Here is a 12,103-nt window from a genome sequence, read left to right as displayed (position 1 = left end):
ACGCTCGCTATTTCTAGCCACGTTGTAGTTCAATCAGCTTTAGGGATTGCCCGCAGTTAACCCTCACTACTAGCCAATTACTTGACTAGCAGGGCTTACTGATATATTTAATTAACTTTGATTATAATTGGTTAAATAAATTGTAACAGTTAGTTACCCCTCAGTTACTCCATATAATGTATCTACTTTCTTTTCAACACTCGGATAATGCCCAAGCACAATTTGCTTATGGTTTTCCGTCATTGTTACGACAATATCTGCCCAATCAATCAAGGTTTCGTTCACCTGCTGCGCGGCATGATCGATTGCAATTCCCTTTTCCGCTAAAGCTTCCTTTGCATGTACCGACGCATCACTTCCAGGATAGGCGAAAACACCAGCAGATTGCACTTCAAACTTACCTTTTCCATGATGACGAAGTAACGCCTCAGCCATCGGGCTACGGCATGTATTTCCAGTGCAAACAAATAATACTCGTTTCATCTAAACCCACCTCTTTTCTCTGCTTCCTTTCCTTTATCATAGCGTACATAAGAATAGAACAAAAGAAATGTGAATATACAAAAGGCGCATTTCTCTTATATTTTTTCTAAGAAAAATGCGCCTTATCCACATATATGTGAAACCCTATTTCCAAGTGCCTAGAGTATTTTAACATACATAGCAAGCGTACTACAAAACAAAATAAGGAATCCATTTCATACGAAACGGATTCCTCTTATACAATAATTATTTCATTGTAACTTTCATTACTTCTGTTGAACCTTTTGTAGCTGTTACGCCTACAGTTGTTTTAATAGACTCAGCTGCATCTGTGTTTGTAATAACGATTGGAGTAATTGTACTTTTCGCTTTTTCACGGATTAAGTCTAAGTCGAATGAGATTAATTTATCTCCCGCTTTTACAGCTTGGCCTTCAGAAACGTGAGCTTCGAAACCTTCGCCTTCCATTTTTACAGTTTCTAATCCAACGTGGATTAAAATTTCTGTACCGTTTTTCGCTTTAATTCCTACAGCATGTTTTGTGTGGAATAATTGTACGATTTCACCATCAACTGGAGATACAACTACACCTTCAGTAGGATCGATTGCAACACCTTCACCCATCATACGACCAGCGAATACTGGATCTGGTACTTCTTCAATATTTTTCACTGCTCCAGTTAATGGAGCTACGATTGTTTCTTCATTTGTTTTTGAACCAAGACCGAATAATTTTTTAAACATAGGATAGTCCTCCTTATAATTTACCTAAAAGTTTATAGGGCAATCCCTAGTAAAGATCGGGATACATGTAAGACTTCATACTTCGAATATTATACTGTAAAAACGCTTTCGAAATAAATTACGTCATTACTAATAGACTCTTATTGTAGCGCTTCATAAAATTCCAGTCAATTCTGATTGTCTGAATAACAATAAGAAAGTTAACTTCTACTTATATTTTCTCTTTTTTCGTCCGACTTGTCTAGAGGTCTTTACTACATTTTGTTTTTTGTTGTTAATTTGTAAAATTTTTTCAAACTTTTTTCAAAACCCACTTGACTAAAGTAAGTAACTATTTTATCATTACTTACATAAGGTAAGTTAATAACTTTTAGGAGGTTTTCAAAAATGATGGATTTCGGTCTTCTTATTATTCGTCTTATTATAGGTATTACATTCATGGGTCATGGTGCTCAAAAATTATTTGGTTGGTTTGGTGGCTACGGCCTGAAAGGAACAGGCGGCTGGATGGAATCAATCGGTTTACGCCCTGGCGTATTCATGGCATTTATGGCTGGCGCAACTGAATTATTAGGTGGTTTCTTATTCGCATCAGGTATTTTCACTGCAATCGGCTCATTTTTTATCGTTGGAACAATGTTAATGGCAATCTTCACTGTTCACGGAAAAAATGGTTACTGGGTAACCCAAAACGGATATGAATACAACTTAATGTTAATCGCCGTTGCTATCGGGGTAGCTTTAATCGGACCTGGTGCATACGTTTTATTATAATTTTTATCTTGAACTCGAGATTATTTAGACGGAACTTACTTCATTGCGGTTGAAGTAAGTTCTTTTTATGTAATAAAAATATTATTTTCAGCAGGAGTTTTCCACTAACATCTTGTAAACAAACAATAAGTCGTCATATTTAGAAAGGGGATTTTAAACATGTTATCCATTAATCCAAATGAACAAACGGAAAAAGATAATTACAAATTATTAACGGGAAGTATTATTCCACGCCCTGTCGCGTTCGTTACTTCTGTAACAAAAGACGGCGTATTAAACGGGGCACCATATAGTTATTTCAATATTGTCGCTGCTAATCCACCACTTATCTCAGTTTCTGTACAACGAAAAGCAGGAACACCGAAAGATACTTCTCGAAACGCAATCGAAAAGGGTGAGTTTGTCGTACATATTTCTGATGAATCTTACGTAGAAGCAATTAACGAAACAGCAGCTAACCTCCCACCAAATGAGAGTGAAATTGAACTAGCAAAACTAACACCAATTGAAAGTGATGTCATCTCTGTTCCAGGTGTGAAAGAAGCAAATATTCGAATGGAATGCGTACTAGAACGCGCAATCCCTCTTGGTGGAACAGAAGACTCACCAGCTTGTGATCTACTAATCGGACGCGTCGTTCGTTTCCACGTCGCAGAACACCTATACGAAAATGGCCGCATTCATGCAGAAGGACTAAAACCAGTAAGCCGCCTAGCAGGACACAACTACGCAAAACTAGGAGAACAATTTGAATTGGTGAGGCCTGTTTAAAAGCGGAAGCGGCTCGCCCAGAATCGCAGGGCATTGGAGCTCTCGACCTTGAAGCGCTTTTTGCTTCATGCGAGAGAGCGAAATGACCGGAGATTCTAGCCGCTGAAGCTGGATAATATCTAAAAGCGGAAGCGGCTCGCTCAGAATCGCAGGGCATTGGAGCTTCTGATGTAGAGGCGCTTTTCGCCTCGTAGGAAGACGCGAAGCCACCGACCATTCTAGCCGCTGGAGCTGGATAATACCTAAAAGCGGAAGCGGCTCGATTCCTTCCATCACTTAAACATAAAATCCCCTGCTAAATAGCAGGGGATTTTATCATTGTAATTCTTCCTTCTTTTCTTCTACAGTAGGCATTTTCTCTTTTTTCGGTTTCCCAAGCTTAATTACTAAGAAGTATAGGGAAAGCAATGTAATAAGAAAAACAATTAAAAACGGGTATGGAGAATAAAAAGCACGCGCTGCCTCCGTTTTTCCCGCGACAAACTTCAATGACTCAATATCTAAAAACTCAGCAAACATTTGTACACCGAGCATACTAAACCAAAAAACAAAAAAACTAATAATAATACCAAAAACTTGTTTCAATCTCGTCATCTATCTCATCCTTTCTATATATGTAATTTTTTAGCGCAATGAGTATAGTACAAACAAAACTATGTACAGAAAGGAACTATTTTATCATTCGCGAATTAACTTCATCCAACCTAAAATTGAAATTTGCAAAATAATACCCCAAATAATAAGCAGTCGTAACCATCTAGGAAAGAAAGTTACAAATTGAATATACCATTCCAATAACTTTTTCATAGCGCCCTCACCCTTAAAATTATATAGGAAAAAGGAGATATAATCCAAATCCAACCAAAATGATACCACCTACTATCTCACCATATGTACCGAGCATATCTTTCGCATGTCTACCAATTAATAAACCAATCCATGCTAATAACATACTAACAAATCCAAAAAGTAATATCGTAATAATTGTCTGTGCTCCGTAAATACCAAGACTAAGCCCTACTGAAAAACTATCTATACTAACGCCAAATGCAAATACGAATAAGCTAATTCCAATAGGGGCCGTTTTAGTCTCTTCATTCTCCAAAATAGAGGAATATACAATATAGAATCCTAGTCCAATTAATAAAATAGCACCTGCAAAATGTGCCATATCTCCATACTTCTCTGATAAAAAACGACCTAATACCATTCCTATAAATGGCATGATAATATGAAAAATCCCTATCGTCATACCGATATACAGGATTTGTCTTACCTTTAAGGTCATCATTCCCATACCAAGACTCACCGAGAACGCATCCATTCCTAAGGCGAATGCCATAATTATTAAAGGTAGTAGCTGTTCAAACGTCATTCATGTCCCTCCTCGGACGTGCTACTTCACAATATGCTTATCCGAGGAGAAATATTCTGTTTGCTAATCTTACCTTATCATTCAGTAATAATATGATGTCCTGCCGCTTTTGTTAAGCGATTCATAATTGCATTTCCTATTCCTTCATTCGGGAATGATTCGCTAAAAATAACATCCACTTCACTTGCATCAAACGTTCTAAGTACATCATATAATTTAGTCGCAACGCTAGCTAAATCACTTCGAACACCACAAGATAATATAACATCCGCGCTATACATATGCTGATACTCTTCTGTCGTTAATACCCCTACTTTAAATCCTTCTTCCTTTTTCTCATCCACAAGGTGCTGAATAAACTCACGTGACCCTTCAATAATACTAAGTGGCGCTTTCGGTGCATAATGTGTATATTTCATTCCAGGTGATTTTGGTTTTTCTTTCTCGTCCTTTAAAGCCGGATCTAAAGAAACAGTGCCAATCACCGCTTCCAATTGTTCTTTCGTAATCCCACCTGGACGTAATATCGTTGGAACAGCGCTTGTACAATCAATTACAGTCGATTCCACACCTACTCCTGTTGCACCACCATCTACAATACCTGCGATTTTCTCATTTAAATCTTCATATACGTGAGACGCTAGCGTCGGACTTGGGCGCCCAGAACGATTCGCACTCGGTGCCGCAACAGGTACATTTGCCTCCTCAATAAGAGCAAGCGCTACTGGATGATCAGGCATTCTTACTCCAACCGTATTAAGTCCTGCCGTCACCTTCTCTGAAATCCCCTCTTTTCTAGGTAAAATAATTGTTAACGGGCCTGGCCAAAAATGCTCCATTAACTTCTCTGCAACTGGCGGGATTTCCTTCACAATTCCATCTAATTGCGATTTTGTACCGATGTGGACAATAAGTGGATTATCACTCGGTCTTCCTTTCGCTTCAAAAATTTTCGCGATTGCTTCGTCATTCATCGCGTTCGCACCTAGTCCATATACCGTTTCTGTTGGGAAGGCAATTGCCTCGTTTTCCCTTAATAATTTTGCTGCTTCTTGTAACTGTGGATAATATTTTTTTCTTTCCACAACATTATCCACAACCCACATATTTGTATGCATTTTTTCCCACGTCCTTTTCTACCCTGAAATACTTGTCTATTTTTAGTTTACTATGAGATTTATCCAAAAGACAAACAAGGTTTATCCACAAAATGTGGATAAACCTAATTAATCCGTGGATAACTTTGTGAATAGCTGACAATTTAGTATTATTGCATTTGGCTCTTTTATATTTTTACAAAAGTGTTCTAACTGTCGAATTCCCTCTGGTACGTTTTCTTTCTCTATAGTAATAAAGTCAAAAAACTGAAAGATTGTTATAGATTGTGGATGATTTGTTAGTAAGTACAATTGTCGAATATTTTTTTCTTTCATATACCGCAAAAACATTTCAAAAAAATATAGGAAAGTCTGTTTATCCACATTAGGTGTGAATAAACAAGAACGAATAAGTGCATTTTCTTCACTTTGTTCATATCCAATGACAGCTCGTATTTCTTCCGCCTCTTCCAAAATCATAAATTGCGCGTATAACTCATTTATTTTATCATCTTTTTTATTAGCTTGTCCGAAAAAAGAATGCAATCTTTCCACATCCGCTTTCGTAGCAAAATATACCTTCTTCATAGTAAATCCCTCCTCTTTTTTATATATGAGAAGGGACCTATTAATAGTACTATTTAGAGAATAAAGATGTAAAAGCTTCTACAATAAATAACTTAACTTCTGGCTTTTCTTCTTCCTCTACTTTTACATACTCATTTTTCTTTTCTTGTTTTTGTTCCACAGGTTTCTCCATTTTATCCACAGTTTTTGTTTCTTCTTTACTTACAGGTTGTTCTTCTACCTTCATTTCATTTTTTACTACTTTCTTTTCAGACGCTGTTACTTTTTTTGCTACTTCCTGCTTTACAACTTTCTCTTCTTTCACCGCACCCTCTTTTTTCTCTTGTGTATCTACTACTTCCTCATCTAATTGTTTTCCCTGCTCCTCTTCAGGAGATTCAGCCTTCACCACATGTTCTTCTTTCCTTACAGCTGTACCACTTGAAAAATCTAAGAAACACATCGGTGGAAATAATACACACCACCAGTTTGCCCCTTCACCTTCCCCAATCGTAATCAATACTGCCTCATATTCCCCTGCTGGATAAATAAAATTCCCATATACCTTTGTAGGAAACTTTACATTCTTACTGAATTTCACTTGAAATGAATCTTTACTTCCTTCTTCTTTTAACGTATTTGCCACTGTTTTTTCGATTTCTGGAATATGACTTTGAATGACTTTACGCGCCTCTTCAAATGAAGTTAAATCCGCTACCCATCCATCAATTTGTGCTTTTACTTCATCACGCACTTTGCGCTTTAGCGCCTGATCTTTATCTGAATCACTATTTGCTAAAATCCGTAATCGAACGGCCTCTTTCGGAATAACTGAAGGCCCTTTCGCATCAGCTTTCATATATCCAAACTGCACAAGCAACTGTGCACCAATTAATAATAGAAGAAGATAAGCAATAACTTGTTTTTTCATTTCCTCCACCGTCCCTTCTACAAACAGTGTGGACAGACTTTCATCTTTCTAAACTATTAAATTCAAAATCTATATAAATTTTCCCACAAAAAAATAGAGTAAGGTGTGAACCTTACTCCATCTCTGCAAATACCATACGGTCTTTCCCATTAATATCAAAAACAACCTCAACATGAGCATGTGGAAAAGCTTGTTGTAACAGTCCCTTTACATCCTCACCTTGTCCTACTCCAATTTCAAATGCCACAATTGCTTTCTTCTGCAACACATTCGGCAATTCTTCCATAAAACGGCGATAGAAATCTAATCCGTCTTCACCGCCAACAAGCGCTCTCTTTGGCTCATGCTCCTTCACAACAGTAGAAAGACCACGCCAATCTTCCTCTGGTATGTACGGAGGATTGGAAACAACAACATCTAACTGCTGACCTGTTTCATAAAACGGAGACAGTAAATCGCCGTGATAGAAAGTTACATCCGCCCCTAAAGTCTTTGCATTTTCTTTTGCAACTTCAATCGACTCCTGCGCAATATCTACCGTATACACATGAAGATTTGTATTTTCTAAAGCAAGCGTAATAGAAATCGCTCCACTACCTGTTCCAATATCCGCTATGTGAAGCTCCTCATTACCGAAATGGCGCTTAATTCTCTCTAGCACTCCAACTATAAGTTCCTCTGTTTCCGGTCTTGGTATCAATACTTCTTCATTCACAAAGAATGATCGGCCATAAAACATTTCATAACCGAGCATATACTGGATCGGAGTACCTTCTACGTGCTTGTGGATAAATTCTGCAAAACTCTTCTCTTGTTCCGCAGTTATTTCTTCACGCATATTCATGAGCATCCCGGTTCTATTCGTCTTTAATACATGACAAAGGACAATTTCTCCCGCATTTTCATCTCGTCCATTTTCCTGTAAAAAAGAAGAAGCCCATTTCAGGGCTTCATAGACACGCATTACTCAGCTGCCTCCATCTTTTGAGCCTGATCTTCCATCACTAAGGCATTGATGAAGTCATCTAACTTACCTTGTAAGATTTGATCTAGCTTTTGAATCGTTAAACCGATTCGATGGTCTGTAACACGGTTTTGCGGGAAATTATACGTACGAATACGCTCTGAACGATCACCTGTACCAACAGCTTGCTTACGGTTTTGATCATATTCAGCTTGCGCTTCTTGTCTAAACTTATCATAAACACGTGCACGTAATACTTTCATTGCTTTTTCTTTGTTCTTAATTTGTGACTTCTCGTCCTGACAAGATACAACTACACCAGTCGGTAAATGCGTTAAACGTACCGCTGACATTGTTGTATTAACACTTTGTCCACCAGGACCACTAGAAGCAAATGTATCAACACGAACATCTTTTTCATGAATAGTAATTTCTACTTCTTCTGCCTCTGGTAATACAGCTACAGTTGCTGTAGATGTATGAATACGTCCACCAGATTCCGTTTCAGGAACACGTTGTACACGGTGAGCACCATTCTCGAATTTCAGCTTCGCGAAAGCACCTTTACCGTTAATCATAAAGATAATCTCTTTATATCCACCTAACTCTGTATAGCTCGCTTCGATAATTTCAGTTTTCCAACCTTGTACCTCAGCATAACGGCTATACATACGGTATAAGTCACCAGCAAATAAAGCGGCCTCGTCGCCACCAGCAGCTCCACGAACCTCAACGATAACGTTCTTATCATCATTAGGGTCTTTTGGAACAAGTAAAATTTTCAGACGTTCTGATAATGTTTTCTCTTGTCCTTCTAATTCAGAAACCTCTTCTTTTACCATATCACGCATATCAGCGTCTAACTTATCTTCTAACATTGCTTTTGCATCTCTTAATTGCTCACGAACATCTTTATACTCACGGTACACCTCTACCGTTTCCTGCATATCAGATTGTTCCTTTGAATACTCACGAAGCTTATTTGTATCGCTAATAACCTCTGGGTCACTTAACAATTCATTTAACTTCTCATAACGATCTTCTACAGCTTGCAAACGATCTAACACACCATTCACCTCTACATCCTAGTATCTAATACAAATAGTATATGGTACTTAATCAAAAAAACGCAAATTATATTTAAAAGCGCAGGCGGCTTGCTCAGAATCGCAGGCTATTTGGAACTCTCGACCTTGAAGCGTTCTTTGCCTCGCACGAAGAAGCGAAACCACCGACCATTCTAGCCAATGGAGCTAGATAATATTAAAAGCGCAGGCGGCTTGCTCAGCTCTGACTGCCTAAGGTTCTTAGCTATATATACGAAGAGCTGGCCCCAATCTTCATCTATTTTCGAAAAAAACCCGCTCTACATAGCGAGTTTCATTTATCTTTGTTTTGTAGGTACTGCATGACAATGACGACAACGTGGTTCATACGATTCTGAAGCCCCAACTAAAATAATTGGATCATCAAATGCCGCCGGTTCTCCATCGATTAAACGTTGCGTACGACTTGCAGGAGATCCGCATGCAGAACAAACTGCCTGCAATTTAGTTACATGTTCAGCAATCGCCATCAGCTGAGGAACTTGTCCAAATGGTAGACCACGGAAATCTTGGTCTAATCCAGCTACAATGACACGATAGCCACGATTTGCCAATACTTGCACCACTTCCACAATGTCCCCATCAAAAAATTGTACCTCATCGATTGCAATAACATCCATTTCTTCTGTTACATGGTTAAATATATCTTTTGAAGCTGAAACAGGAACTGCTTTAACCTTCAATCCATTATGTGATACAACATCTTCTTCACTATAACGATTATCAATACATGGTTTAAATACAATCGCATGTTGTTTCGCAAATTGTGTACGGCGTATACGGCGGATGAGCTCTTCTGATTTTCCAGAAAACATACTCCCGCAAATCACTTCAATCCAACCATTTTGATTCATTAAGTACATTGAGCTCTCCTTTCATCTACTTTCCTAATCCAAAGTAGGGTAAAGGTTTAATATTTTTTGCAAAAAAAACAGACAAGCGAATACATACACTTGCCTGTTTTATGTTCTTTATTACTTGATACCGTATTTCTTATTGAAGCGGTCAACACGTCCGTCTGCAGTAGCAAACTTCTGACGTCCAGTGTAGAATGGGTGAGAATCAGAACTGATCTCAATTTTTAGTAATGGATAAGTGTTACCATCTTCCCACTCAACAGTTTCGCTAGAGCCTTTAGTAGACCCGCTTAAGAATTTGAAGCCTGTGTTCGTGTCCATAAATACAACTTTATTGTAATTTGGATGGATTCCTGCTTTCATTCTTTTCATCTCCTTCCGCCCTGAATCATTTTCGAAACAGAGTTTTTCATCTTCAGCTGCTTACACAACTATATTGATGAAACACATATGATGAAATTATAACAAGGCTAACTCCATTTTGCAACTACCTGTTTTTGTCTTTTTAAAATTAAAAGTGGAGGCGGCTCGTTCAGCTCTGACTGGCTAAGGTTCGCTCGCACAAAATGTGCTCTTTACCTTTAGTGTGAGCGGTTCTTAGACACGAAGAGCTAGCCGCTGGAACTGGATATCAATTAAAAGCACAAGCGGCTCGCTCAGAATGGGAGGGGGATGGAGCTTCTGACGTAGAGGCGCTTTTTGCCTCGTAGGAAGAAGTGAAGCCACCGACCATTCTAGCCGCTGGAGCTGGATATTAGTTAAAAGCACAAGCGGCTCGTTCAGAATCCAGGACACTTCAAGCTCTCGACCCAAATATGATTTTTATCTCAAAAAACAAAATTTTCCCCATATATTACTCTCTCTAATATCCCCTTAAAAAACATAAAAAACTCGCTTATCACAAAATAAGCGAGTCCCAATCTTTTCCCTTTACTTAGTTGTTACATACCTTTTCGAGTCTGCAACAATGTTTTGTAAAAATTCTTCATTTGTCTTTGTTTGACGAAGTTTACGTAAAAAACCTTCGACAAAGTCTGGTGTATCACGCATTGTTTTACGAATACCCCATAGCTTGTCTAAATGTTCTTTCGGAATTAATAGATCTTCTTTACGTGTACCAGAACGGCGAATATCAATTGCCGGGAAGATACGACGCTCAGCTAATGAACGATCTAAGTGAAGTTCCATATTTCCAGTTCCTTTAAATTCTTCGTAAATTACATCGTCCATACGAGATCCTGTATCAACAAGCGCTGTTGCTAAAATCGTTAAGCTACCGCCTTCTTCAATATTACGTGCAGCTCCAAAGAAACGCTTCGGTCTATGGAAGGCAGCTGGGTCGATACCACCCGATAATGTTCTACCACTTGGCGGAATAACAAGGTTGTAAGCTCGCGCTAAACGGGTAATACTATCCATTAAAATGATAACATCTTTTTTGTGCTCTACAAGACGCATTGCACGTTCTAACACAAGCTCCGCTACTTTAATATGATTTTCTGGTACTTCATCAAAAGTAGAACTTACAACATCTCCTTTAACAGAACGTTCAATGTCTGTTACTTCCTCTGGACGCTCATCAATTAAAAGTACAATTAATTCAGCTTCCGGGTGATTTGTTGTAACACTGTGTGCGATTTCTTTTAATAGACTTGTTTTACCAGCCTTTGGAGGCGCGACAATTAAACCACGTTGTCCAAATCCAACTGGTGCGATTAAATCCATGATGCGTGTCGGTAACTTTTTCGGTTCCGTTTCCAATTTCATTTGGCGATCTGGGTATAATGGTGTTAATGCAGGGAAATGTACACGCTCTTTTGCTGACTCTGGATCATCTCCGTTTACAGCTTCAACTTGTAATAATCCAAAATAGCGTTCATTTTCTTTCGGAGGTCGTACTTTACCAGAAACCTTATCTCCATTACGTAAATCGAAACGACGAATTTGCGAAGCTGAGATATAAATATCTTCTGAGCTTGGAGAATAGTTGATAGGACGTAGGAATCCAAATCCTTCTGATTGAATAATTTCTAATACGCCTTCCATGAAGAAGAAACCTTCTTTTTCTGCTCGAGCTTTTAAGATAGCGAAGATTAACTCTTTTTTCGTTAATTTGCTATAATACGAAATCTTAAATTCTTTCGCAAGCTCGTATAACTCTTTTAATTTCATGTTTTCTAATGCTGCAATTGACAAATTCATTCAGACACCACACTTTAACGTTATTCTCTTTTCACATGGGTAAAGGGAAAAAATACGGAAGGCAAATAATTAATAATGAAAGGCAATAAGTTCAAGTAGGGTAATATTCACTATTGTAACCCTTTTATCTAGTTTTAATCAATACGTTGAAACACAAATACAAGAAGCGAAGACAAGAAAATTTGTCTTCGCTTTTTATATTTCTCTCTTTTTTCTACTTACCCTATTTTAA

The 12,103-nt window shown here is 38.2% G+C and carries 14 protein-coding genes and 1 pseudogene; 2 read left to right on the top strand and 13 right to left on the bottom strand.

The window, feature by feature from the left end:
* Positions 1-156: 156 nt before the first annotated feature.
* A pseudogene (locus tag QCI44_RS00870) lies at positions 157-483 on the bottom strand (low molecular weight protein arginine phosphatase); the annotation flags it as partial.
* Between the two features lie 246 nt (positions 484-729).
* Positions 730-1,227, bottom strand: coding sequence for a PTS sugar transporter subunit IIA (locus QCI44_RS00865; RefSeq protein WP_016085471.1), 498 nt, complete (start codon positions 1,225-1,227; stop codon positions 730-732).
* Positions 1,228-1,614: 387 nt separating this feature from the next.
* Here QCI44_RS00865 and QCI44_RS00860 point away from each other — a divergent pair, with 387 nt between their 5' ends.
* Positions 1,615-2,001, top strand: a complete 387-nt coding sequence (locus QCI44_RS00860) for a DoxX family protein (RefSeq protein WP_016136090.1) — start codon at positions 1,615-1,617, stop codon at positions 1,999-2,001.
* Between the two features lie 159 nt (positions 2,002-2,160).
* The gene (locus tag QCI44_RS00855) at positions 2,161-2,772 is read left to right on the top strand and encodes a flavin reductase family protein (protein ID WP_016136091.1); all 612 of its coding nucleotides are present in this window, start codon (positions 2,161-2,163) and stop codon (positions 2,770-2,772) included.
* Between the two features lie 315 nt (positions 2,773-3,087).
* Here the strand turns inward: QCI44_RS00855 and QCI44_RS00850 are convergent, their stop codons facing one another.
* From QCI44_RS00850 to rho, 11 genes are all read right to left on the bottom strand, one after another.
* The gene (locus QCI44_RS00850) at positions 3,088-3,366 is read right to left on the bottom strand and encodes a DUF3935 domain-containing protein (RefSeq protein WP_016136092.1); all 279 of its coding nucleotides are present in this window, start codon (positions 3,364-3,366) and stop codon (positions 3,088-3,090) included.
* Between the two features lie 84 nt (positions 3,367-3,450).
* Positions 3,451-3,579, bottom strand: coding sequence for a hypothetical protein (locus tag QCI44_RS00845; protein ID WP_255290081.1), 129 nt, complete (start codon positions 3,577-3,579; stop codon positions 3,451-3,453).
* A 19-nt stretch (positions 3,580-3,598) separates the two neighbouring features.
* Entirely contained in the window at positions 3,599-4,147 is a 549-nt protein-coding gene (locus tag QCI44_RS00840; protein WP_016136093.1) for a manganese efflux pump MntP, read from the bottom strand.
* A 77-nt stretch (positions 4,148-4,224) separates the two neighbouring features.
* Complete coding sequence (locus tag QCI44_RS00835) at positions 4,225-5,265, bottom strand: L-threonylcarbamoyladenylate synthase (RefSeq protein WP_016136094.1); 1,041 nt, start codon at positions 5,263-5,265, stop codon at positions 4,225-4,227.
* A gap of 108 nt (positions 5,266-5,373) precedes the next feature.
* Positions 5,374-5,832: a GNAT family N-acetyltransferase gene (locus tag QCI44_RS00830; RefSeq protein WP_016085465.1), complete on the bottom strand. Its 459-nt coding sequence runs from the start codon at positions 5,830-5,832 to the stop codon at positions 5,374-5,376.
* A 49-nt stretch (positions 5,833-5,881) separates the two neighbouring features.
* Positions 5,882-6,742, bottom strand: a complete 861-nt coding sequence (gene spoIIR, locus QCI44_RS00825) for a stage II sporulation protein R (RefSeq protein WP_016136095.1) — start codon at positions 6,740-6,742, stop codon at positions 5,882-5,884.
* Positions 6,743-6,854: 112 nt separating this feature from the next.
* A complete protein-coding gene (gene prmC / locus QCI44_RS00820) occupies positions 6,855-7,706 on the bottom strand; it encodes a peptide chain release factor N(5)-glutamine methyltransferase (protein ID WP_016136096.1) in 852 nt (283 codons plus the stop codon).
* The gene (prfA, locus tag QCI44_RS00815; protein ID WP_016085462.1) at positions 7,706-8,773 is read right to left on the bottom strand and encodes a peptide chain release factor 1; all 1,068 of its coding nucleotides are present in this window, start codon (positions 8,771-8,773) and stop codon (positions 7,706-7,708) included. The genes prmC and prfA overlap by 1 nt, the downstream gene beginning before the upstream one ends.
* Positions 8,774-9,090: 317 nt before the next feature.
* Positions 9,091-9,675: a thymidine kinase gene (locus tag QCI44_RS00810; RefSeq protein ID WP_000281086.1), complete on the bottom strand. Its 585-nt coding sequence runs from the start codon at positions 9,673-9,675 to the stop codon at positions 9,091-9,093.
* A 111-nt stretch (positions 9,676-9,786) separates the two neighbouring features.
* Complete coding sequence (locus QCI44_RS00805) at positions 9,787-10,032, bottom strand: type B 50S ribosomal protein L31 (RefSeq protein ID WP_000643447.1); 246 nt, start codon at positions 10,030-10,032, stop codon at positions 9,787-9,789.
* A gap of 567 nt (positions 10,033-10,599) precedes the next feature.
* Positions 10,600-11,871, bottom strand: a complete 1,272-nt coding sequence (gene rho / locus QCI44_RS00800; RefSeq protein ID WP_001053898.1) for a transcription termination factor Rho — start codon at positions 11,869-11,871, stop codon at positions 10,600-10,602.
* Positions 11,872-12,103: the final 232 nt, after the last annotated feature.

Origin of the sequence: Bacillus cereus group sp. RP37, assembly GCF_040459695.1 — a bacterium.
In the GTDB taxonomy this organism is placed as follows: Bacteria; Bacillota; Bacilli; order Bacillales; family Bacillaceae_G; genus Bacillus_A.
The sequence above is the reverse complement of the archived record's forward strand: the minus strand, read 5'-3'. Positions and strand labels throughout refer to the sequence as shown.